The 25,365-nt window shown below is 32.1% G+C and carries 12 protein-coding genes and 1 pseudogene; 10 read left to right on the forward strand and 3 right to left on the reverse strand.

Features of this window, described 5'->3' with window-relative positions; genetic code table 11:
- The first annotated feature begins 3 nt into the window (after positions 1-3).
- The 4 genes from Q4Q35_RS18290 (at position 4) to Q4Q35_RS18305 (ending at position 9,330) form a co-directional block, all read left to right on the forward strand.
- Positions 4-1,554 carry a phytoene desaturase family protein gene (locus Q4Q35_RS18290; protein ID WP_303279467.1) on the forward strand — a complete coding sequence of 517 codons (1,551 nt, stop codon included), beginning with the start codon at positions 4-6 and terminating at the stop codon, positions 1,552-1,554.
- The gene (locus tag Q4Q35_RS18295; protein ID WP_303279468.1) at positions 1,554-3,266 is read left to right on the forward strand and encodes a C45 family autoproteolytic acyltransferase/hydrolase; all 1,713 of its coding nucleotides are present in this window, start codon (positions 1,554-1,556) and stop codon (positions 3,264-3,266) included. Before Q4Q35_RS18290 ends, Q4Q35_RS18295 begins: the two co-directional genes overlap by 1 nt.
- Positions 3,263-4,555 carry a flexirubin biosynthesis putative acyl-CoA ligase FlxY gene (flxY, locus tag Q4Q35_RS18300; RefSeq protein WP_303279469.1) on the forward strand — a complete coding sequence of 431 codons (1,293 nt, stop codon included), beginning with the start codon at positions 3,263-3,265 and terminating at the stop codon, positions 4,553-4,555. The genes Q4Q35_RS18295 and flxY overlap by 4 nt, the downstream gene beginning before the upstream one ends.
- A 575-nt stretch (positions 4,556-5,130) precedes the next feature.
- Positions 5,131-9,330, forward strand: a complete 4,200-nt coding sequence (locus Q4Q35_RS18305) for a hybrid sensor histidine kinase/response regulator transcription factor (RefSeq protein ID WP_303279470.1) — start codon at positions 5,131-5,133, stop codon at positions 9,328-9,330.
- Positions 9,331-9,576: 246 nt separating this feature from the next.
- Here Q4Q35_RS18305 and Q4Q35_RS22550 read toward each other — a convergent pair.
- The 3 genes and pseudogenes from Q4Q35_RS22550 to Q4Q35_RS18320 form a co-directional block, all read right to left on the reverse strand.
- A pseudogene (locus Q4Q35_RS22550) lies at positions 9,577-9,786 on the reverse strand (IS982 family transposase); the annotation flags it as partial.
- Between the two features lie 319 nt (positions 9,787-10,105).
- The gene (locus Q4Q35_RS18315; protein ID WP_303279471.1) at positions 10,106-11,881 is read right to left on the reverse strand and encodes a RagB/SusD family nutrient uptake outer membrane protein; all 1,776 of its coding nucleotides are present in this window, start codon (positions 11,879-11,881) and stop codon (positions 10,106-10,108) included.
- Between the two features lie 42 nt (positions 11,882-11,923).
- Positions 11,924-15,196: a SusC/RagA family TonB-linked outer membrane protein gene (locus tag Q4Q35_RS18320; RefSeq protein WP_303279472.1), complete on the reverse strand. Its 3,273-nt coding sequence runs from the start codon at positions 15,194-15,196 to the stop codon at positions 11,924-11,926.
- 644 nt (positions 15,197-15,840) lie between these two features.
- Here Q4Q35_RS18320 and Q4Q35_RS18325 point away from each other — a divergent pair.
- The 6 genes from Q4Q35_RS18325 (at position 15,841) to Q4Q35_RS18350 (ending at position 25,332) form a co-directional block, all read left to right on the forward strand.
- Positions 15,841-17,052, forward strand: a complete 1,212-nt coding sequence (locus Q4Q35_RS18325; protein ID WP_303279473.1) for a glycoside hydrolase family 88 protein — start codon at positions 15,841-15,843, stop codon at positions 17,050-17,052.
- Positions 17,053-17,193: 141 nt separating this feature from the next.
- Entirely contained in the window at positions 17,194-18,960 is a 1,767-nt protein-coding gene (locus tag Q4Q35_RS18330; RefSeq protein ID WP_303279474.1) for an alpha-L-fucosidase, read from the forward strand.
- A gap of 52 nt (positions 18,961-19,012) precedes the next feature.
- Positions 19,013-20,116, forward strand: a complete 1,104-nt coding sequence (locus tag Q4Q35_RS18335; RefSeq protein ID WP_303279475.1) for a glycoside hydrolase family protein — start codon at positions 19,013-19,015, stop codon at positions 20,114-20,116.
- A gap of 38 nt (positions 20,117-20,154) precedes the next feature.
- Positions 20,155-21,480, forward strand: a complete 1,326-nt coding sequence (locus tag Q4Q35_RS18340) for a sugar porter family MFS transporter (protein WP_303279476.1) — start codon at positions 20,155-20,157, stop codon at positions 21,478-21,480.
- Positions 21,481-21,493: 13 nt separating this feature from the next.
- Positions 21,494-22,315, forward strand: a complete 822-nt coding sequence (locus Q4Q35_RS18345; RefSeq protein ID WP_303279478.1) for an alpha/beta hydrolase — start codon at positions 21,494-21,496, stop codon at positions 22,313-22,315.
- A 224-nt stretch (positions 22,316-22,539) separates the two neighbouring features.
- Positions 22,540-25,332 (forward strand): heparinase II/III domain-containing protein, encoded by a 2,793-nt coding sequence (locus Q4Q35_RS18350; protein WP_303279479.1) that lies wholly within the window; start codon positions 22,540-22,542, stop codon positions 25,330-25,332.
- The last annotated feature ends 33 nt before the right edge of the window (positions 25,333-25,365 follow it).

A 25,365-nucleotide genomic window follows, 5' to 3' on the forward strand; every position in this document is an offset into this window, starting at 1 on the left:
TAGATGAAAACACACTATGATGTTGTAATAGTTGGAAGTGGATTAGGGGGATTGGTTTCTGCCATTATTCTGGCAAAAGAGGGCTATAGTGTTTGTGTACTTGAAAAAAACAACCAATATGGTGGCAATTTACAAACCTTTGTGAGAAACAAAACCATATTTGATACTGGGGTGCATTATGTTGGCGGACTTGATAAAGAGCAAAACCTGTATCAATATTTTAAATATATCGGCATTTTAGATTATTTAACTCTTAAAAAACTAGACGAAGAAGGGTTTGATATCATTACTTTTGATGATGATCCTAACGAATATAAACACGCTCAAGGTTACGAAAAATTCATTGAAATTTTAATAGAACAGTTTCCAGAAGAAGAATCTGCAATATTAGCTTATTGTAATAAGTTAAAGGAAACCTGTAGCAGTTTTCCGCTGTATAACATGAAACAAGGCAAACCTTATTACGATAATACTGCCATGTTTCAACTTGAAGCAAAAAAGTACATAAATTCACTTACAAATAATAAAAAATTACAAGCGGTATTAGCAGGAACAAATTTTTTATATGCTGGTGATGGTGAGCGTACCCCATTTTATGTTCATGCTTTAACTATAAACTCGTATATAGAAAGTGCTTATAGATGCGTAAACGGCGGTAGCCAAATAACTAAAGCCCTAATTAAACAGCTAAAAGAGCATGGGGGAGAAGTATACAAGCATCATGATGTTGTTCGGTTTGGTTTTGATGATGGTAAAATCACTTCAGCAATTTGTTCTAACGAAAAAGAAATAAAAGGCGATTTGTTTATTTCTAATATTGAACCTAAGCTTACTTTAAAGCTAGTTGGCGAAGACAAATTTAGAAAGTCATATACCAATAGAGTTGATAAAATTGAAAGCACTATAGCTGCATTTAGTTTATACATTGTTTTAAAACCGAATACATTTAAATACGAAAATAAAAACTTCTATCATTTTAAGAGCCCCGATAGAGTTTGGGATGTTCACAAATATACCCAAGAAAGTTGGCCGGAAGGTTATATGATGTCCATGTCGGTTAAGAAAAACATGGACGATTATGGAGACAATATAACTGTCATGACCTATATGCATTATGATGAAATGAAACCATGGATGAATACATTCAACACGGTTGCCAATAAAAATGAAAGAGGCCAAACGTATGAACAATTTAAAGAAGAGAAAGCAGAAAAACTCATTAAAGAATTAGAGCGTAAATTTCCAAATATAAGAGACTGTATTCAAGAAATATATACATCTACACCATTGTCTTATAGAGATTATATAGGAAGTAACAGAGGGTCTATGTATGGGTATGTTAAAGATGTAAATAGACCTATGCAATCTTTTATATCTCCAAAAACAAAAATTAAAAACCTAATGTTTACAGGGCAAAGCCTAAATATGCATGGTATTTTAGGTGTTACAATAAGTGCAGTTATGACATGTTCAGAAATTTTAGGCCAAGACTATTTATTAAACAAAATCTTGGAAGCGAATAGCAAGCAAGAAACGATTCGAAATGATGTGTAATGAACATATTAACCAATTTTGATAAAACGTTGCTAAAAAAGGGCCAAATAGTAAAGTGGTTTTGCCTTTTTGTATTTCTATCATTAGTGTTGTCATGTGGTGTTTCAAAATCCCTTCATGATGTTCCAGATGTTAGTAAATATAACCCCGTTATTCCAGAAAGGGTTAAACTTTCAGATTCTACCTATGTTTCAGGTCATAATTTTTTAACCAAAAACAGGCAAGGTTTATGGGAGCTTTATGTTGAAGGAAACCCTTTTGAAATTGGTATGCAAACGGGAAGCCTAACACAAGAGTTATTTAAAAAACAAGAACATGTTTTTTTATCTAAAGTAAATGAGTTTGTACCATCAAAAACCAAACAGTTTTTTTTACGAAAAATTTTAGCCTGGTATAATAGAAAAATGTACTCGCATATTACGGATGAATATAAAACAGAAATTTACGGACTCTCAAAATATGCCTCACAAGACTATAACCATATAGCAAGTAATTACTTAAGAATATTATATCTTCATGGCGCACATGATATTGGTCATGCATTTCAGGATTTAGCATTGGTTGGTTGTACTTCTTTTGCTGCATGGGGAGACAAGACCGAAGATGGTAGTTTGATTATTGGGAGAAATTTTGACTTTTATGCTGGAGATGATTTTGCAAAAGATAAAATTATAGCTTTTGTAAACCCAGCAGAAGGACATAAGTTTATGTCGGTAACTTGGGGAGGCATGATAGGTGTCGTTTCTGGAATGAATGAACATGGACTCACAGTAACTATTAATGCCGGGAAATCTAAAATTCCATTAATAGCTAAAACGCCTATATCTATTTTAACACGCGAGATTTTGCAATATGCTTCAACTATTGATGAAGCTATAGCCATAGCAAAAAAACGTCAGGTTTTTGTATCCGAATCTATCTTTGTTGGTAGTGCAAAAGATAAAAGAGCCATCACCATTGAAGTTTCTCCAAAGAATTTTGGGGTTTATGAAGTATCAAATACTAACCAGTTAATTTGTTCCAATCATTTTCAAAGTAAAGCATACGCAGAAGACGAAAACAATACGAAGCATAAAGCAGAAAGCCATTCGCAATACCGCTATGAACGTATGGAAGAGCTTATGCAGTATCATAAAAAATTAACACCTAATAATGCCGTGGATATTCTTAGAAATAAAGAAGGGCTGCAAGACAAGCAAATTGGTTATGGTAACGAGAAAGCACTTAATCAATTGTTAGCACATCACAGTATCGTTTTTAAACCTGAACAACGCCTAGTTTGGGTGTCATCAAATCCATACCAATTAGGCGAATATGTTGCTTATAATTTAAAAGATATTTTTAATAATAAAACGTCGAGTATACCCAAAGGCACATGGTCCGATTCAAGATTAAATATCGAAAAAGATTCATTTCAATACTCTAAGGCATTTCATGATTATGAAACTTATAGAATGCTAAAGCATCAAATAGAAGTCACGATTAAAGAGAAACAATCTGTAGAACCTTCTACTTTGTTAGCAATACAAAAGGCAAATCCAGAATATTGGGAATCTTATTATATTGTAGGTGCATATTATTATAAAAAGAAGTATTATAGAGCCGCATTAAATGCATTTTTAAAAGCGAACACAAAAGAAATCACTACAATTCCGGATAAACGAAATATAGATGCCTATATTAAAAAATTAAAAAAGAAATTAGCCCAATGATTCCTGAAATAGAGCAAGCACCAATAGCAGAAATAAAAGCGTTCCAAGAAGGGAAACTAAAAGAGCTTTTAACTTATTTAAATACTAATTCGGAATATTATAAACGACTATTCAGGCAGCATAATATCTCAATAAATGATATTAATACACTCGAAGATTTAGCAACAATACCAACAACTTCCAAAGAAGATTTACAGAAATACAATGATGACTTTATATGTGTTCCAAAACATAAAATTATAGATTATGTAACGACTTCGGGAACTTTAGGAAAGCCTGTAACTTTTGCTTTAACAGATAACGATTTAGAGCGGTTAGCTTATAACGAAGCTATTTCTTTTGCTTGCGCAGGTGTACAGCAAAATGATGTTTTACAGCTTATGACTACTATGGACAGATGCTTTATGGCTGGATTGGCTTACTTTCTAGGCGTACGAAAACTTGGGGCTGGAATTATTCGCGTAGGTAATGGGATTCCGGAGTTGCAATGGGACTCCATATTTAAATTTAAACCTACCTACCTAATAGCAGTACCCTCATTTTTGCTAAAATTAATTGAATATGCGAATCTACATGGTATAGATATTAATAACTCGGGAATAAAAGGAGCGATATGTATAGGAGAGTCATTGAGAGAACAAGATTTTTTGCCTAATACACTAGCCGAAAAGATTAAAAAAAGTTGGAACATCGAATTATATTCTACTTATGCTTCCACAGAAATGAATACAGCTTTTACAGAATGTGAACATCAAAAAGGCGGACATCACCATCCTGAATTAATTATTATTGAAATTTTAAATGATGATGAAAACCCTGTAAATGATGGCGATGTTGGCGAACTAACCATTACAACTATAGGAGTAGAAGCCATGCCATTATTACGATTTAAAACAGGAGATATGGTAAAAGCGCACTATGATGGTTGTGAGTGTGGAAGAAACACTGTAAGATTAGGTCCTGTAATAGGCAGAAAAAAGCAAATGGTAAAGTATAAAGGTACCACGCTTTACCCTCCAGCAATGAACAATATTTTAAATGATTTTAATGAAGTGGAAAATTATATCATTGAAATTTCACATAATACAATAGGCACTGACGAAATACTTATAAAAATTGCAACCCAAGTCCCTACTGAAACTTTATTACAGAATATTAAAGACCACTTTAGAGCTAAGTTAAGAGTTACGCCTAAAATAGAATTTCATGATAAAAAAGAGATACAACAGCTTCAGTTTCCTAAATTGAGCCGAAAACCTATTATGGTAGTTGATAAAAGGGTGTTTTAATCGAAAAGAATTCCTCGAGGCTCTGCCTCGGGGTTTCCGTTGAAATTGTCATTCCCGTGAAAACGGAAATCTAAATACAGAATTTCGGTTTTTGACCTTTTTAGGTCAAAATGAAACCAGCGAAATACCTCTATGTCCCGATAGCTATCGGGACTGCCTCGAGGATAGTTGGTTTCAAGAAATTCTTTATTCTAAAAACTCTTAGTTTAAATTTTAATTAGAGAAAATAAAAAGACATTCAATTTATAGAGCCGTGTTATTTTACTTCTTAATTTTTTGATTCGAACCGAGAAACTTTTGAAGAAACAATATACATTGATTTGAAAAAGGTTAATTAGCATAAAGTTTAAATGTCTAATATTAATATATTCGATATTTTTCTGTATGCTCAACCAAGTATTTATAAGCATTTTTGTGTTTGAATCCTTTTTAATTATATTTGATTCTAATACCTCTTATCCTTATATTTAGTCTAATGTAGGAGGCCTAATTTATTAGGAATACATGGCATATAACTTTATAATTAAGGTATAGTTTAAAATGAATATTAAATTTAAAAGATTTACCAATTAGCAATGAATTTTAGAGGTTACATTATTATATTATGTTGTTTTTTATCTAATGCTATATTTGGGCAATTTAACAATTTTAAATTTGAGAATTTAGATACTGCAGATGGGCTTTCTAGTAGTACTTGCTTGGAAATATTTCAAGACAAAGAAGGCTTTTTGTGGTTTGGAACCATTGATGGCATTAATAAATACAATGGCTATGAATTTGAAATATATAGATCTGTTTTAAATGATACCACATCCATAAGTAATAATAGAATAAATACCATAGAAGAAGATAAAGAAGGAAATCTTTGGATAGGAACTTCTAATGGTCTAAATTTTTTTAATAAGAAAACCAACAGTTTTGTACGTGTAAACCTTTATAAACAAATATCATTATCAAATAATCCCCGAAAAATCATTAATGATTTGTTTTATGATGAAGATGATAATACGTTATGGGTAGCAACAAAGAATGGTATTATTAAAATAATATTAGAAGACGTTTATCAAAATATTGAAAACTTAAAATTCTCTTACTATACAAATGATGAATCCGATTTACATTCTTTAGATAATAATAGCGTTAATGTTATTTTAAAAGATAAAGATAATGTTATATGGTTAGGTACGGGAGGGCAGTACCTTAATCGATATAATTCAAAACAAGATAATTTTGAGCGGGTTTATATAGCAAGTAAAAAACCGTATGAACTAAATCACATTCCGAAAATGGTTTTTAACGACTCAGATAACGATTTTTGGATAGGCAACGATCTTTCAAATTTAATTTTATGGAATAAAGAAGAAGATAGTTTTAGGCATATGTCTTTTATCGATTATACGGTGTCGATTAGAGATTTATATCAAGATAAAAATGGTCTTATATGGGCGTCTACAGATGGAGAAGGGTTATTCTTATTGGATAAAAATGAAAATAAAATACTACAACATATAACAAATAATCTTACTGATGATTTTTCACTTCCAAATAATAAGCCTTCAAAGATTTTTGAGGATAAAGATGGTATTTTCTGGATTGGAAGTTATGATAAAGGAGTAAGTAAATTAGATCTTTCGCAAAATTCGTTTGGACATTATTACTATCAGCCAGATAATCCAAATGGTTTAAGCGAAAAAATTGTGCAATCTGTTTTACAAGATTCAAAAGAAAGAATTTGGTTAAGTACATATGATGGTGGATTAAACCTTTTTGACGAAAAAAATAATTCTTTTCAACATTATAGTTACAGTCCTAATAACCCAAATTCTTTAAGTTCAAATAAGATTTTGTACACTTTTGAAACCCACGATGGTAACATTTGGGTATGTACTTTAGATGGAGGTCTAAACAAATTTAATCCAGAAACAACAAAAGTTGAAAGATTTCTTCATGATGAGAGAGATTCTCTTTCTATTGGTCAGAATTCAGTATGGTCAGGTGTTGAAGATTCTAAAAACAGATTGTGGTTGGGGCTTAGAACAGAAGGACTAAATTTATTCGATCCAACTACAAAAAAGTTTTATAATTACAAGAACACTTCTGTTAAGGAAAATAGCCTAGTAAGTAATTTTGTGTTCTTTTTATTTATTGATTCTAAGAATAGGTTACTTGTAGGGACATCATTGGGTTTAAATTATGTTGATTTAGATAATATAAAAGATTTTATTCCCGAAGAGATAGACTTTTTAGAAGTAAATGAAAAAGGAATTGAGGGCAACAATATAAATCATATAATTGAAGATCATCTTGGAAATATTTGGATAGGAACAGATAGCGGGATTTATAAATTAGATGAAGATTTAAATTTAGTAAAATCATATTCTTCTCAAAATGGACTACCAAACAATTTAGTTGTTGGTATAAAAGAAGATGTTAATAATAACTTTTGGGTTACTACAAGGAGTGGTCTCTCTATGTTAAACCCTAAAACACATCAGTTTAAAAATTTTAATATACATGATGGTTTACAGGGAACAGAGTACCAAAGTAAATCTATTGAGAAAACTAAAAATGGACGCATTATAGTAGGAGGAATTAATGGTTTTAATATTTTTAGTCCAAGCGATATTTCTTTAAAAACACCAACTGTTCTTACGCCAAGAATAACGGCATTTAAATTATACAATAAAAACGTTATTGTAGGAGATACAATTAACAATAGAGTTTTATTAAAAAAACCAATACAAGAAACAAAAGAATTAAAATTAAAATACAAAGAAAATTATATCTCGTTTGAATTTTTAGCACTCTATTTTGAAAACCAAGAACAAGTACAATACGCTTATAAAATGTATGGACTTGATGAAGAGTTTGTTAATATAGGGACAGGAAGAGATGTAAACTATTCGAATTTATTACCTGGAGATTATACTTTTGAAGTTAAAGCATCGACAAGTGGAGAATGGGAAGATGCGCAAACGTCAAAAATTAATTTTGAAATTATGTCCCCACCTTGGAAAACATGGTGGGCTTACATGTTATATTTTATAGTAGGGAGTGGCGTGTTTTTTATTATAGCACGTTATTATACGCAAAAAGTACAAGAGAAACAAGAACATGAATTAGATCAAATGAAGCTTCAATTTTTTGTAAATGTTTCGCATGAATTTAGAACACCTTTAACGCTTATATTAAACCCTGTTGATAAAATATTATCAAGTTTTAATTATGATTCTGAAACGATAAAAGAATCTGCTTTATCAATTCAAAGAAGTTCTAGACGATTATTACACCTTGTAGATCAATTATTGGATTATAGAAAAATGGATGCAGGTATGGCTCCCTTACAATTAGAAAAAGGGGATATTATAACGTTTAGCAAAGACATTTTTTCACTTTTTAAAGGTTTAGCTGCAAAAAAAGAAATTGATTATCGATTCAATACAGCGTTCAAAAGCATAAACTCTCTATTCGATTTTGATAAAGTAGAAAAAATAATAACAAATTTAATTTCTAATGCTATAAAATATACTAATAGTGGAGGTAAGATTACTGTATCTATTAATAAAATATCACAGAAAAAAAGTAAATCCAGTTTTCTTTTTTTTAAGAAAGAGAAACTTGGGGATTTTGTTGAAATAATAATAAAAGATACAGGTATTGGATTAAATAAAGAGCAAATAAAAAATATTTTTTATCGGTTTTATAATGTAGATATTACTAAAACAGGAACAGGTATAGGCCTTAATTTCACTAAAGCAATAGTTGAAATGCATGGCGGTGAAATTTTTGTTGAAAGTCAACACCTTAAAGGAAGTAAATTTATAGTAAGGTTGCCACTAAATATTAAAGCAGAACCAGATATCGTAGAAAATGTTAAAAATGAATTTTTAATAAACTCTATGAAATCAGTGGAATATGAAATGTTAACGTCCAATAATGAATTAACAACTGTATCCGAATCTAAAAATAGTAAAGAAAGCAATAAGAAAAAGCCAACAATATTGTTGGTAGAAGATAATAAAGAGTTGAGAATACATATAAAAAATGATTTAAAATACAATTATATAGTAAAGGAAGCAGTTAATGGAGAAGAAGGATTAAAAATGGTAAAAAAGTATTATCCAGATATCGTTGTAAGTGATGTTATGATGCCAGCAATGGATGGATTTGAGATGTGTAAATTAATAAAAACAGAATTAGAAACATGTCATATACCAGTCATCTTATTAACAGCAAGAACTTTAGAGGAAGATAGGGTAGAAGGGTATGAAAATGGGGCTGATGGTTATTTGTCTAAACCTTTTGTAATGAGTGTTTTAATGGCAAGGATAGATAATTTATTAGAGGCTAAAAATAGATTGAAAAAGCGATTTTCTGAAATTGGAGGAGGGGTATTTGCATCAAATGAAGTAACCACTAATAATTTAGATGAAGCATTTTTAGATAAAGCAACTAGAATTGTTTTAAAGAATATTAATGATGTAGATTTTAAACAAGAGCATCTCTTGAAGGAAATGAGTATAGGACGATCTCAGTTTTATCGAAAAATAAATTCACTTACAGGTAATAACCCTAGTTATTTTATTCGAACTATAAGATTAAGATATGCTTCAGAGTTATTGATGAAAAATAATTATTCCATAAAGGAGGTTACGCATATGTCTGGATTTAATTCTACTGCATATTTTAGTAAAACGTTTCGAGAATTATTTGGTTTAACACCGTCAGATTTTATTGAAAAAAAACAGCCTTTAAATGAAGAAAATAATAAGTAATTCTTAAATTAAAGTGACCTGTTTTTTAATCTTGAAGTAATGTTTTTTTGATGCTAAAAGGTGATCTGGGTTTTCAGATAAGCCAGAAGTGACAACATGCTCTCTGAACAGAGTTCTACCATTCTGTTCTGACTAACGTAAAATTATTGTGTTCAAAATCAACAATTTAAAATTAGTTGTTTTTTATCTCATTTTTCTCATCTTCGTTAGCCATAGTACTAAAGACTCTTTTGGAGCCTATGAGGGATTATAACTAACAGCTTGAGAAAAATAGTCTTTTAGGGGTAAGTGAACATAGCCAAGATAAAACTTCTTAAAAGTTCTAACGCTACTCAAATGGAACAGTACCTGAATAGTCATGACTTCGGATAGGGATAATTTGGAAGCTCTCTTGCGTTTTTTGCAAAAATCATCAATGGAACAGAAAATTTCAGCAGTTTTAGATGAAGAAATCATAAGTAGAAGAATTAGTTATAATGTTAAAATCAGCACTTTAATTTGTTGATTGTTCTACTTTTTCCATACTTAAAGACAAGATTTTTACGTCGACTCACGTTAAAATAATATTTTTACTCTAGGTTTGGATGAACAAAGAGGAGCGAAAGGACTTTGTTGTAGTAATGTTTATAATCGAATCTGTTATTGATAATGGGTAAAATATCCGGATTTGAGTTATATAAGAATTTTAAAAATTATACTAAAAAAAGCAGTCATAAATTTTAACTTATGACTGCTTATACTAAAACATAACAACTAATTCAAGTTTTTATATTTTTTACCAATCTGGGTTTTGTAATAAATTGGGGTTTCTTACAGTTTCATTTATTGGTAATGGCCATAAGTAATTTTTATGGCTATATACTCTAGTACTTACTGGATCAATAATTAAAGCCCTTACAGGTCCTTTTCCAGAGGGGTAATCATCTTTAAAGTCATAAATAGCAATAGCTGGGTCAAAAAGATCAGTGTCATTTTCATATTCAGTCCCTTCAATAACATACCCAATTAAATCGTCATTTAGTACGTCTTTAGCAATATCCCATCTATGTAAGTCATTCCAATGATTATTATCTTCCATATATAACTCTACTGTTCTTTCTCTTCTTATCTCTTCCAACATATTTAAGTTATTTGCGGTAACTAAGGTATTTGTTAATGGAGCAATACCTGCTCGGTCTCTTATTAAATTAACAGTCAAATTTAAATCAGCATCAGAAATTGAGCCATCACGTTCATACAAAGCTTCTGCATAAGTAAGTAATACTTCAGCATATCTTAAATGGGGATAATTATAAGCTTCTGTTCTAACAGATCTATATTGATTCCAAGTTCGCCATTTCCAATTAGATAAATTAGTTAATATAGTGGTTCCAAGTTCAGTTATTATATTAGACCCATCTGCTGGAATACTTCTCCCAAAGTTAGCCCACATTCTACGATCTCTATTTATAAATTGATCAGATTGTTTAGCGTAACCTTGAAATTGAAGTGACTTGTCTATTGGTAACCCATCTAAGCACGAATACATATCTAGTGCTACTTGTGTAGGTGCATTTCTCTCTTCTGCTACTTGCGTAAATATACTTCCTATAGTATTGTCCGGAAAGCTATATATAGTTTGTATAATAAATTCATTATTTGAAGCTTTCGTATAACCTCCAGGGTTAGAATCAGTACCTTCTAAAGTAAACAGCCATTTATATGAATTATTATCCATATTAGGATCGGCGTTTTGGTTCCAAATTTCATAAGCCCCACTATCCATTACCATTTTAGCCGTTGTAACGGCTTCTGCTATATAAGCTGCCGAATTATTTCCAGTTCCAGAGCCTTCAAAATCAGTAGCAGTACCTACATATTTTTCAAAAGTACCTTCAAATAGTAGTACACGTGCCTTATAAGCTAATGCAGCTGTGGCACTAATCTTTCCTAGATCTTCACCTGTTGCTGATGTAGGTAAACTAGCAATAGCTAAGTCTAAATCAGCAAGAATTTGGGCTGCAACTTCGTATCTACTATTTCTTGGAGCAAAAAGAATTTCTGAATCTACATTGGTTACTTCAGTTACAATAGGTACACCTCCAAAACGTTTTAGTAATCTAAAGTGGTGATAGGCTCTAAAAAAATAAGCCGTTGCAACATATTCACTTATCTCTGCTGCACTCCCTCCATTATCAACATATTCATCAGCTTTTTGAAGTAAAATGTTTGTTTCTCTAATATAATAGTACGAATTACCCCAATATATATCAATATCTGTAGCAGTGTTGATGCCTTGACCCCAATTTTGTACCCAGGCATTAAGTTCTGTACCAAAATCTGTAATCATGTTAAACCCATTATTGTTTGCTGATCCATTACCAGGGTTTCTTACTGTTGGTGAATGCAAACCTCTATAAAAATGGTTAGAAGCATCTTCGAAATCTTGAGGTACGTCAAAAAACACTTCCTCGGTTATACTATCTAAATCTTTTAAATCAAGAAACGTATCTTCGCAGCCTACCAAAAAAAATAGAACCGCAGATAAAGACATTATTATTGTTTTTTTCATTTGTATAAAATTTTTATAAATAATTAATCGTTTTTGCATCATTTAAAATGCTAAATTAACTCCAAAGGCTAAAGTACGCTGAAATGGGTATACAGATCTTTGAACATTAGCATTAGTTGTAGTTGGAACATTCCCATCTTCAGGATCATATCCATCTACCAAAGAACTGAACTCAAAAAGGTCGTTTCCAGAAAAATAAATGCGTATTTTATCCATGTTTAATTTTTCTAAAACTTTAGATGGTAATGAATATCCTATAACGATATTTTTAAGACGTATGTATCTGTTATTTTGTAAAAACACATCTGTATTACCCCAATTCCAGTTTGCCAAACCCTGTTGAGCAGTTAATCTTGGATAGGTTGCACCAGTGTTTTCTGGAGTCCATGTTTTACCATTATAAGCGGTAGTTAAGTTTGGCCAATTTCTAAGAAATGGCGCTGCACTAATTCCACCTCTAATTACGTTTTGTTTTAGAGCCCCCTGAAAAAATGCTGTAAAATCAAACCCTTTGTATTTTGCTCCCAAATTTATACCAAAAACATAGTGTGCCTGAGCATCCCCTGCAAATTTAACATCACCCTGACCTTTTTCATTAGGATCATCTCCATTTTGATCGTTAATTACACCATTACGATCTAAATCTACTTTTCTAGTATCTCCTATACGTATTGCATTTGCACCTGTAGGAACTTCTGAACCAGATCCTGCATATTGCGCATTATAAGCGTCTACTTCTGCTTGTGTTTGGAACAAACCATCTGTTTCCCATACAAAATAAGAATTTAATGGATATCCTTCCACTTGTGGGCGTAAGCCTGCTTGTATTAAACTTCCTCCTGCTATATTAACTAATGTATTATTGCTATCACTCATATTGACACCAATATTATATGAAAAATTTCCTTTTGTGTCTTTCCAATTTAAAATAGCTTCCCAACCTGTAGTTTTTAAGGTTCCATCATTCGTTTTTGGAGGCGTAGCACCTAGTACTAGAGGGTATGTTACATTTACAAGCATACCTTTGTTTTTTCTTTCGTAGGTCTCAAAAGTACCAGTAAGTTTGTTGTTAAACAACCCAAAATCAATTCCTATATTCTTCATTTCAACATTTTCCCAAGTACGTGTTGTAGTTGTTAATCCATTAACAAAAGCAGTTGGGGATAACGCTACACCATCACCAAAAAATTCTGTACCCGTTCCTATTGTAGATATATAATCGTATTGACCTATACCTACTTGATTACCACTTGAACCAAAACTAGCTCTAATTTTTAAATTACTTAATGCCTCAAAACTTTCCATAAACTGTTCTTTATGAACATTCCAACCAACAGAAGCACTTCCATAATTATTAAACTTAAATCCAGGAGCAAATCGAGATGAACCATCACGTCTGCCAACTAATTCTACTAAATATTTTTCTTGATAATCATAATTAATTCTTGATAAATAAGAATAAAGACCTTCATGATCTTGACCTCTCTGACGATTGTTATTAGCTCCACCATTAGTCTGCTGACCCAAAGCTACTAATATGTCATATACTCCTTCATCTACAAAGCCAGTTCTTCTTCCCGAAAGTCCCTGAAATTCACTCTTTTCAGCAGTCATACCAACCATAGCTTGTATATTATGTTTTCCTATACTTTTCTCATAATTTAAAAAACCACCATAAGTTTGGTATGATTTAGTAATATGTCGAGCTTCTATACTAGGACTTCCATTTATTGAGTTATTAGCTAATTCACCATTCCAATTATGTACTAAAACATTTATAGTGGTAATATCTTGTCTGCTATTTACGTGATTATAGGTAGCATTCGCATTTGCACTAAACCCATGCCCTAAATCATATTTAAGATTTAAAGAAACTTTAGCTATATTCTCTGTTATATTGTTTCTACCACCATCAGTAGTAGCAGCTATAGAATTAGTTCCTCCTGCATTTCCAAAGTTTGCATACCATTGCCCTTGAGCATTTTTTGAAGGAAATAATGGTGGATCCTGTCCAACTAATCCTCGCCCAAACCCAGATGAGGGACTAGATGTAACATTTTGTTGTAAAGAAATATTTGTTCCAAATGTTATTTTTTCAGAAATATCAAAATCAGTGTTTAATCTTACAGAATACTGTTTTATACCATCATAAGCAGTTTTTAAAGCGCCCTCCGATTCAGACAAACCAAAAGATAATCTATATCTTGCTTGGTCTGAACTTCCTGAAAGACTCAAACTTTGTTGATGCCCCGTGTTAGAACCATATAATTCATTAAAGCGATCACTTGGCGCAACATACATAAGTCCGTTATATCCCTGACCAGGTCGATTCGTTTGAACAAAACCTGTTACACCATCTGCAAAAGCTCTTATGGTATCTTCTCCCCAGCCCCCATAAGTAGGAGTGGTATCTTGTTCTGCTGCGTCTAGCCATAATTGCCCATACTCTTGCATATTACCAAAAGGAGCTCTCAATCCAATAAAATTGGTTCTAATCATACTATTAAACTCAATCTTCATTTTTCCTTTACCTTTTTTAGTAGTAACTAGAATGACACCATTTGCTGCTCTAGAACCATAAATGGAAGCCGAACCATCTTTAAGGATACTAATAGATTCTATATCGTCTGGGTTCATTTGGTAAAACTCACTATTATCAAATGCAGGAGCGCCATCTATTACAATTAATGGGCTTCCTCCATTAATTGACGTTGTACCTCTAATTTGCAAACTAACACCTTCATTACCAGGTCTTGAAGACGTTCTGCTAACTACTAATCCAGGTGATTGTCCTTGCAATGCTAATGCAACATTAGTTACAGCACGATCTTCAAAAACATCAGATTTAACTTGCTCAACAGCCCCAGTTAAAGATTCTTTTCTTCTTTCACCAAAACCAACAACGACAACTTCATCTAAAGTCGTAAGGTCAGGTTGTAGAGTTACATTAATAGAGGTATTGCTTCCCACAGTAATTTCTTGTGTTACAAAGCCTAAATAAGAAAAGACTAGTATACTGTTGCTCGATGGAGCATTTATAGAGTATTTACCATCAAAATCGGTTACTGCCCCTGTACTGGACCCTTTTACTATTACATTTACCCCAGGTATTCCCATATTGTCGTCAGAACTGACAACGATACCTGTAATGGTTATGTTTTGTTCAATGTCTAAATTCGAAATTGGTTTTTCGAGAGAAGAGGTTATTGTAGCTGCATGTACTTGTGTAAATGTGCTACAAAATAAAAAGCCTACTATACCAAATAGCCTTGCTAAAAGTTTCAGTGTTAACTGATTGTGTCTTAGTTTTGTCATAAATTTTTTGATTTATAATGTTAGTTTAAATTGTTAAGGCAATGTTAATTATTAAGAATAAGAGTAGTAATAAATTATTATTCAATAACTATAAATTATAGTTCTTTTAATTAAAAGTAGAAGCTTCAACTTAATTGTTTTATGTTAAAATTTTGTTTATAATGTTATTTAGTAGGTTACTTTTCTGTTATTTTTTTCAAAATTAAAACTTAATAAAACACATAATGTTTAATAGTTTTGGGATGAGGTTTTATGGGGTATTAAAAGGATGGGAATATTCTAAATAGTTGTTCCGAATAATCTAATGATTTGATTTTAAGGCAATTATAGTGTGGTGTTAAAATGCATATTTATTTTTGGGATTCCATAAAAGAATTAATTGGTAAAGAATTTAAAATCACTTCATGTAATTATTCTTACGAAAAGGTTTTAGTAATGAGATTTATAGGCGCATATTGTATTTTACGGAGTTGAAATATTTATAATTAGAGAAAAACATGATGTAAAAGGATGATAGTTTATAGTTATTGAATAATAATTTATCCTTGATATTCATCATTCTGTTTATACTTGCTATAAAATATATAGGAATTTTTCAGAATAACATAAAATCCTTAATTTAACACAAAAGACATAATACAGATATGACTCGATTATCATTATTACTATTAACCATTTTTTTAATGGTTGCATGTGCTTCGCCTAAAAAGCAGGAACCAATATTTAGCCCAACAAAAATGTTGGATTTAAGTGTTTTAAAAACAAAAGAAACACTTAAAGGTTTATCTGCAACAGACAGCTTTTTAAGAAATATTCCACAAGATAAAACCCATTGGGAATTTGTAGGGGTTAGGGATTGGTGTAGTGGTTTTTGGCCTGGAGTGCTATGGTATGCCTATGAGTACACTAAAGATGAATCGATTAAAAGCAAAGCTGAAAAATTTACCCTGCCTATTAAAACTATAGCATATAGTCCGGCAAGAAATCATGATATTGGCTTTATGGTGTATTGCAGTTATGGTAACGGTTACAGGCTAACAGGAAATGAAGAATATAAGAAAGTATTATTGGCAGCCGCAGATACGTTGGCAACACTTTATAACCCAAATGTAGGGTCTATTTTATCTTGGCCAATAAAGAGGGAGGAATATTCACATAATACAATTATAGATAACATGATGAATTTAGAGCTTCTTTTTTGGGCTTCTAAAAACGGAGGAGATAAGCGTTTATATGATATAGCTGTAAGCCATGCAGAATTAACCATGAAAAATATTGTTAGACCAGATAATGCTGTTTATCATTTAGGAGAGTTTAATGAAGAGACAGGAGAATTTATTAAAGGACATACACATCAAGGGTATGCAGATGAATCTATGTGGGCAAGAGGTCAGACATGGGGTATTTACGGTTTTGCAATTGCATACAGAGAAACTGGGAATCAAGAATTTTTAGAGACTTCTATAAAGTTAGCAAATCATTTTTTAGACCGTTTGCCTGAAGATGGTATACCATATTGGGATTTTGACGACCCGAAAATACCAAATGCTCCAAAAGATGCATCAGCAGCAGCTATAGCTGCCTGTGGGATGCTAGAATTAGCAGGTTTAGTTAAAGATGAAAAATTAAAAGAAAAATATATAAATGCGGCAAATAATTTTGTAGAAAAACTATCATCTAAAGATTACTTTAGTGGTGATACAAATCAAGCCCTTTTATTGCATTCTACAGGGCATTACCCTAAGAATTCAGAAATTGACGTACCAATAATTTATGCAGATTATTATTATATGGAAGCTTTAACGCGATTAAAAAAGATAGAGGTTCTAAATAATGCCTCACTAGCCCAAAAGTAAATAGGGTTATTAAATATAATTAATAGTTAATGTTTCCAGATAATGGCTATAATGGCGATAGTCTAGGAGACATTACTTTTTTACTAATAGTATGAGAATTCAATAGATTAGATAGCAAATAAATGTTGATAAATAATAAAGATGAGAAAACTAATTTTAGTATTTATAGGTCTTATTTTAATTTTTAATTCAAGTTGTAAGGAAGTTCAAAGCCAAACTCAATTAGAAGAGGAAGTTAAACAGATTACTGATGAAGAACGTATGGAATGGTGGAAAGAGGCACGTTTCGGAATGTTTATTCATTGGGGTATTTACTCCATTCCAGCAGGTTTTTATAAAGGAGAACCGCAAAAGAATAGTGCCGAATGGATTATGAATAGAGGAAAGATTCCTATTGCTGAATATGAGACATTTGCTAATGAATTCAACCCAACAAAATTCAATGCAAAAGAATTTGTAGCCTTAGCTAAAGAAGCTGGTATGAAATATATGGTCATTACGGCTAAGCATCATGATGGGTTTTCTATGTTTAATTCTAAAGCTAGTCCATATAACATTGTAAAAGCCACACCTTTTAAGCGCGATGTTTTAAAAGAGTTGGCAAAAGCATGTCAGGAGCAAGGTATTAAATTCGGATTTTATTATTCTCAAGCGCAGGATTGGCATCATCCAGGAGGTATGGGGAATAACTGGGATAAAACTATTGAACGCGTAAGTAGTGATGCCTATGTGTATGAAAAAGCACTACCAGAAGTTAAACAATTATTGACTGAATATGGACCAATTGCTATTTTTTGGTGGGATACACCACGTAAAATGACAAAAGAAGTTGTAGATAGTTTATATCATATAACCACAGCTTTGCAACCAAAAATTATAACTAACGACCGTTTAGGAGAGGCGTATCCCGGAGACCATAAAACTTTTGAAAGACATGGTCCAAGACGCACACCAGAAGCAAAATATTGGGAATTGTGTCAACCTATTAGTGGTAGTTGGGGATACCGTAGTGATGATAATAATTTCAAATCTATAACAACGCTAATTCGTAATCTAATAGACCAAAGTAGTAAAGGAGGGAACTATTTACTTAATGTAAGTCCAACCTCAGAAGGAACGATAAAGTCTGAAGCAACAGATAGATTAAAAGCTATAGGAGCATGGATGAATACAAATAGTGAAGCTATTTATGGCACAGAGGCAAGCCCATGTGCAGATGAGCCAGAATGGGGAAGAATTACAATGAAGACCATTGACAATAGAGGGCTATTATACTTACACGTATATGATTGGGCTGACGGTGCATCGCTTCCTATTAGACTTAATAATCAAGTAGAAGCCTGTTATTTGTTATCAGATAAAAGCAGAACTTTTAATGCAATACCTTTAGGAGAAGGAATACAAGTACAGTTAACAGGGAATGCTCCTGATGCTATTGCTTCTGTCATAGTATTAAAATTAAAAGAGCTACCCAATGCACTTCCGCAAAAACCATTGGGGCAAGATGATGAAGGCGTAGTAACATTACCTGCATTTCGTGCACAATATGAGAATTTGCAAGGTCCTGGAGCGCAATATGATGAACGTAAGGATTGTGTGAGTAGTTGGGAAAGTGAAACAGCACGTGTATACTGGACATTCACAATAGAAAAACCAGGTGGTATGGTTGATATAAGTGCAGAATTTGCAGGAAATAACGATACTGAAATAACACTTACTTTTAATGGTAAATCTGAAAATATTAAAATTCCTGCAAGTGGTAATTCTAAAAAGTTTAAAGTTGTAGAATTAGGCAGTTTTGCTATTGATAAAGTAGGTTATTATGAAATTTCCATGCTACCTGTAGCAAATAAGTGGAAAGCAGTTAATATGAAAAGAGTCACCCTAAAGCCTAAACAATCAAAATAAGATTATTTTAAAAATTTGCTAAGCAATGATTGTACTAACATAAAAGTATCTCATGAAGTTTGCTATAAAAAAAAATCTAAGCATACTATTATTTGTTGTGTGCACTACGCTTTCCTATACCCAAAATCCGATATTAAATAACCTCAATGAAGCCCCCATTTATGGAGGTTTAGAGATGAAAGATTATTGGGTTTGGGGAAGCTCCGTAATAAAAGGAGATGATGGTAAATATCACATGTTTGCATCACGTTGGCCAAAAATGTTGCCTTTTCACCCAGGTTGGATGATAGCTTCAGAAATTGTACACGCTGTTTCCGAAACGCCCGAAGGACCTTATAAATATGAAGATGTTGCTTTAGGAGCTAGAGGAACTCAATATTGGGATGGAAAATCATGCCACAATCCTAAAATTGTAAAGTATAAAGACACTTATATTTTGTATTACATGGGGTCTACGCATCCTTACGAAGATGTTACCAAAAAAAATAGTCATGAATTTGATTTATCTAGTAAATGGTGTATAGCTGGCAGATGGGGAAAACGTATTGGCATTGCAACATCAAAAAGCCCATACGGACCATGGAAACGATTAGATGCACCTATATTAGATGTAAAACCTAATACGTATTATAGTTTTTTAACTTCAAATCCGTCTCCATTAATTAAAAAAGACGGGTCGGTGGTTTTGCTTTTTAAAGGTAGAAGTTATAAAGAAGATGAAATAAAGCATAGCGATATGAGTATTGGAGTGGCTACCGCACCATCATTTGATGGTCCATATACTGTTATAGGTGATACTCCATTATTTTCTATGGAACGTTTTGGCGAAATTGAAGACCCCCATTTATGGAGCGATAACGAAGGGTATCATATGATAGCTAAAGATCAAAGAGGCAAAATAACGGGGCATGCAGGTGATGGTCTTTTGGCACACTCAAAAGATGGTATTAATTGGGTGATCGATGAGTATCCTAAAGCATACACAAAAACCGTAAAGTGGAATGATGGTAAAACTATTAAGCAAGGACAATTAGAACGTCCATTTGTTTTTGTTGAAAATGGAAAACCAACACATATCTTTTTTGCAACTATGGATGGTCCAGGAGGATTTGGAAAAGGGACAAAAACTTGGAATATGGTAATCCCATTAAAATAAAATTTAATAATTATAAACTAATTAATACCTATTATAAGATGAACAAAAAAATAGTATTATGGTCTATTACAGCAGCCCTTGCAGGTTTTTTATTTGGGTTTGATGTTGTAGTGATTTCCGGAGCAGATAAAAAATTACAACTTTTATGGGAATCTTCAGATTCTTTTCATGGATGGGTAGTTATGGGAGCTGCGCTTGCAGGTACTGTAGTTGGGGCAATTTTTGGAGGGTTTCCAACAAACAAATACGGACGTAAAAACACATTAATTGTTATAGGTGTTTTATTTGCTATATCTGCAATAGGTTCGGCTTTTGCTAACGACCCTTGGTTTTTTGCTATTGCTAGATTTATAGGAGGCCTAGGTGTTGGAGCCTCAACTATTGCAGCGCCCGCTTATATCTCTGAAATTGCTCCAGCAAAAAACAGAGGACGTTTAGTTGCTATGTACCAATTTAACATCGTGTTTGGTATTTTAATTGCTTTTATGTCTAATTATTTGTTGAGTGGTTTAGGTGAAAATGCTTGGAGGTGGATGTTAGGTGTTGAAGCGATTCCTGCAGTATTATATATTTTATTTGCATTAGGTGTGCCCAAAAGTCCAAGGTGGCTTGCAACTAAAGGAAGAATAGAAGAAGCAAAAGAAGTTTTAAAAATAATAAATCCAGAAGCTAATATTGAAGCACAATTGCAAGAGTTTCAAAGTCATGCATCGACTAGTAATAAGTCTGAGAATATTTTTATGAAAAAATATAAATTTCCTTTAATGTTAGCTTTTTTAATTGCGTTTTTTAATCAGTTTTCTGGGATAAATGCTTTTCTATACTATGCACCAAGAATTTTTGAAGAAGCTGGGTTAGGAGAAAGTATAGCGCTGTTAAGTAGTGTAGGTATAGGTGTAACTAATCTTATCTTTACATTGTTGGGAATGTTTTTAATAGATAAATTAGGAAGAAAAACCCTAATGTATTTAGGCTCTATCGGTTATATTATATCTTTAAGTTTGGTTTCGGCAGCATTCTTCTTAGGGTGGACAGGTATGATGGTTCCTATATTTTTATTCCTATTTATTGCAGCTCATGCCATTGGGCAAGGTGCTGTTATTTGGGTATTTATTTCTGAAATTTTCCCGAACCATTTAAGAGCTTCAGGTCAAGCTTTCGGAAGTTCAACACATTGGATTTTGGCATGGATTATTCCTTCATCAATCCCATTTTTGTTTAATCACCCCGCAATTGGTCCAGGACTAGTATTCTTGTTTTTTGCAGTAATGATGGTATTTCAATTATTATTTGTTGCTTTTGTGATGCCAGAAACAAAAGGGAAAACTTTAGAAGAATTAGAAGATGTAATGCTAAAGAAATAGTAATTCTAGCAGTATGAAAGCCATACTAAATTTCGTAGTATTATTTCTTTTTGTAGTTACAACATTTGCCTCAAACGTAGACACACTTGTAGTGTATAGCAAATCAATGCACAAAGAGATAAAGAATGTCGTAATTACCCCAGACTCTTATTCAAAAAAAGGAAAAGCGTATTCAGTTGTTTATCTATTACATGGAGCAGGAGGTAATCACGAAGCTTGGTTAGAAAAGGCTCCAAATATTAAGACCTATGCCGATTTATATGATGTTATTATAGTTTGTCCAGATGGTCATAAAACCAGTTGGTATTTTGATAGTCCTATCGATTCCAAAATGAAATATGAAACTTATATTTCAAAAGAATTAGTAGCAGAGATCGATACAGCGTATAACACATTAGCAAATAATAAAAATAGAGCAATAACTGGTTATAGTATGGGTGGTCATGGCGCACTGTATTTAGCATTTAAACATCCCGATATCTGGGGTGTAGTAGCGAGCATGAGTGGCGGCGTTGATATTAGACCTTTTTCTTTAAAGTGGGAGATTGCTAAACGGTTAGGAACTTATGCCGAAAATCCAAAAAACTGGGAAGAAAATACAGTTATTAATTTAGTTTACTTATTAAATGGTAAAAATTTAAAAATTCTTTTTGATTGTGGTGTTGATGACTTTTTTTATGATGATAATTTAAGACTTCATAACAAATTATTAGAACGTAACATTCCACACGATTATATTGAACGACCAGGTGGACATACAAATAAATATTGGAGTCATTCTATAATCTATCAAATGGTTTTTTTTGATAATTTTTTTAATAGTAAATCCAAATAAGATTAATTCAAAATAGAATATGAAAACCTATAAACAGATAGTCATATTTATAAACGAAATTAAGAAATTAAATAACAGTTTAGGTATAATATTTGTGACATGGCTTAACAAAAATTGAAGAAAAAGTCAAGATGAGTTCTTAATAAAAATAACGATTCAATCATTCATATTAAAAAGGATAAATATAAGTGTTGTATAAAAAAATTAATTATAGAAAGATAAACATGTATACTAAAGCTGCTTTTGTAGTGGCATGTGTGTTTTTGAATATCAGCGTATTAATAGCACAAACAAATGCGCATCCAAGAATTTACACAACCAATGATTCTAAAGATGAATTCCTTCAAAGAATTAAAGATGTTGCGTGGAAAAAGAGTTTTGTTGAAAAGAAAACCCAAAACCTTGAAAAGTATTTGAAATTTTGTCAAAATGACCCCAACTGGCTGGTTTCAAGATTGCAAATGAACTGGAAAACAAAACATAGTAAAGTGTTTTTAGATGGTGGTAATTTTTCGTATTCTTCTGGAAAAGCTCCAGTACCTACAGTTCGTTTTTCCGGAACTAGAGATTGGGCAACAGATTATAAGCAACCAAAACTTGAAAATGTTATTCCGTATTTAGATGATCCAAGAGGCGTCTATTTAGAGCATAAAAAAACAGGAAAAAAGGAATGGGTACATCCTTCTAAATCTGGACATTCTATAGAAGGTATTAACAGAAAAGTAATGAGTTTGGTAGAAGATGCCGCTTTTTTATATTGGGTCACAGGCGATAAAAAATATGCAGAGTTTGCAACTCCAGTATTTTTAAAATATATAGAAGGGATGTATCATAGAGATGCTCCTATAGATATAAAGAATTCTAACCAACAACGTATTTCTGGTTTGGCGACTTTCGAGGTTATTCATGAAAAAATTCTTTTACATCTTGTAACTACTTACGATTTTCTATTTAATTATTTTAAAAAAGAAAAGATAGATCTTTCAAATGCGGTTGCTGTTTTTCAAAAATGGGGAGATCAAATTATAGTTAATGGTATTCCAGATAATAATTGGAACCTTTTTCAAGCCCGTTTTTTAACTTATGTCGCTTTAGTATTAGAACCCAATGAAAACTACAAGAATGGTAAAGGAAGAGAATATTTCTTAGAGCATACATTCGATAAATCAACCGAAAGACAACTGTCTATAAAAGAATCACTTCTAGTTTACGACCAAGAAACAGGAATGTGGCCAGAATGTGCATCCTATTCAACGCATGTTATTACATCGTTATTGGAAATTATTACACTACTCGATAATTTTACAAATACCAATGAGCTTTCCAATTTCCCTATTATAGAAAAGGCAGCACTAGCTTCTTTTCAATATTTATTTCCTAGTGGTTATATTGTTGGTTTTGGAGATTCTGCACATAAAATAATTCCTCCCAAAAATTTTGAACTTTTAATATCGAACTATGAGAAATATAAACAAGAAGAAAAAGAACTTTTAATTTCTGGTTTACTTCATACCATGTTAGATGAAGGAAAATATAAAAGAAAAACGGGTAATTTATTTGAATTGTTTTTTTATGTAGATAAAATAAAAAAAGATGAAACAAATAAGGATAAAGCAGAAGCAAAGAAGCTCATTTCTCCTACTTTTTATGCCTCAAATGTGAGTATGTTTAACCAAAGGTTGGGACAAGGAGATAATGCTGTAATGGTTTCAACAGTAGGGTCTTATGGAAACCATTCACACGTTAATGGAATCTCTATAGAGTTATTTGCTAATAAGTATGTTTTAGGACCAGATATGGGGAAAGGATCCAGCTATTGGCACTCCGATCATAGAGAATATTATTCCCGTTTTCCTGCACATAATACAGTAGTTGTAGATGGTGCTTCAGATTATGATGCCATGCGAGGATACCATCCATTTGAGTTGGATAACTATTTTCCAGAATTAGGTGAGACTCCAATTTTCGATAAAATAACCTTTTCCAAAGTGTCTTTTTTCGAACCAAAGACAAAATCTAACCAGCAGCGATTTACTGCCATCATTAAATCAAATTCTAATAAAAATTATATTGTAGATATATTTCGATCTAAAAAGCAAGAACCAGGAAAACAAAGGCATGATTACTTTTACCATAACTTAGGGCAATCACTGCAAATATTCCAGAATAAGAATGAATTGAAATTATCTAAAACAGATGATTTTGGATCACATCAAGGCGATATAAAGGGCTATGATTATTTAACGGATAAAACAAAAATTGAAACCCCAAAAGATGTTCAGGCCCAGTTCCAAATAGAAAGCAAAGAATCGCCAAATAATGTAATGAAAATATGGGTAAAAGGGAATGAAGATCAAAGTGTGTATTCGGTAAAATCGCCTAAATCTAAAGCTACATCAAGCGGTACAGCTCCAAAAGAAATAGTAAATAATCCTATGGCTACTTTAATTTTAAAAAGAGAAGCTGCCGCTTGGGAAAACCCATTTGCATTGGTATTTAATCCTTATATTGAAGGAACCGAAAATCCTATTGAAAATGTAACGTATTTAAACTTTAAAGATAACCCAGAAACACAGGTTATAGATGTTTTATTGAGCGATAAAACAACAGTAGACAGAATGGTTTTAAATACAACAGAAAATGATGCTGTTAAAAATGGCGAATTTTATCAAAAAGGACTTTTTTCTATAGCTAGGCAGTTAAAAAACAAAAATTCGATGGACTTTTTGTTTGTTTCTGGCATGTATAAATATGAGCAAAACGGGTGGGAGATTATATCATCAGGAGACCCCGTAACGATATCTTTTGAAAATATAGAAAGCGGATATCAGTTTCAAAACAATGCACCAGCGCTTATTAGAATACCCTTTTTGAACAATAAAAAATCGGCTGAAATAAGGTTGTATAAAGGCAATAAATTGTTGGAGGTAAGACAAGCAGTTATGAGTAGATATAGTAAACAAATTGAGTTTAGATTATCAGAAGCTTATGAAAAAGGAGAAGTTGTTTTTAAATAAAGGAAGACAAGAAGGAGATAGATGTTATATTGA

Source organism: Flavivirga aquimarina, from assembly GCF_030540835.1.
GTDB classification, from domain to species: Bacteria; Bacteroidota; Bacteroidia; order Flavobacteriales; family Flavobacteriaceae; genus Flavivirga; species Flavivirga aquimarina.

What these genes read in the sequence shown, in the direction of transcription:
- Q4Q35_RS18290 (WP_303279467.1), top strand. Translation starts at nt 4, where the DNA reads ATGAAAACACACTATGATGTTGTAATAGTTGGAAGTGGATTAGGGGGA.
- Q4Q35_RS18295 (WP_303279468.1), top strand. Translation starts at nt 1,554, where the DNA reads ATGAACATATTAACCAATTTTGATAAAACGTTGCTAAAAAAGGGCCAA.
- flxY (WP_303279469.1), top strand. Translation starts at nt 3,263, where the DNA reads ATGATTCCTGAAATAGAGCAAGCACCAATAGCAGAAATAAAAGCGTTC.
- Q4Q35_RS18305 (WP_303279470.1), top strand. Translation starts at nt 5,131, where the DNA reads ATGAATTTTAGAGGTTACATTATTATATTATGTTGTTTTTTATCTAAT.
- Q4Q35_RS18315 (WP_303279471.1), bottom strand. Translation starts at nt 11,881, where the DNA reads ATGAAAAAAACAATAATAATGTCTTTATCTGCGGTTCTATTTTTTTTG.
- Q4Q35_RS18320 (WP_303279472.1), bottom strand. Translation starts at nt 15,196, where the DNA reads ATGACAAAACTAAGACACAATCAGTTAACACTGAAACTTTTAGCAAGG.
- Q4Q35_RS18325 (WP_303279473.1), top strand. Translation starts at nt 15,841, where the DNA reads ATGACTCGATTATCATTATTACTATTAACCATTTTTTTAATGGTTGCA.
- Q4Q35_RS18330 (WP_303279474.1), top strand. Translation starts at nt 17,194, where the DNA reads ATGAGAAAACTAATTTTAGTATTTATAGGTCTTATTTTAATTTTTAAT.
- Q4Q35_RS18335 (WP_303279475.1), top strand. Translation starts at nt 19,013, where the DNA reads ATGAAGTTTGCTATAAAAAAAAATCTAAGCATACTATTATTTGTTGTG.
- Q4Q35_RS18340 (WP_303279476.1), top strand. Translation starts at nt 20,155, where the DNA reads ATGAACAAAAAAATAGTATTATGGTCTATTACAGCAGCCCTTGCAGGT.
- Q4Q35_RS18345 (WP_303279478.1), top strand. Translation starts at nt 21,494, where the DNA reads ATGAAAGCCATACTAAATTTCGTAGTATTATTTCTTTTTGTAGTTACA.
- Q4Q35_RS18350 (WP_303279479.1), top strand. Translation starts at nt 22,540, where the DNA reads ATGTATACTAAAGCTGCTTTTGTAGTGGCATGTGTGTTTTTGAATATC.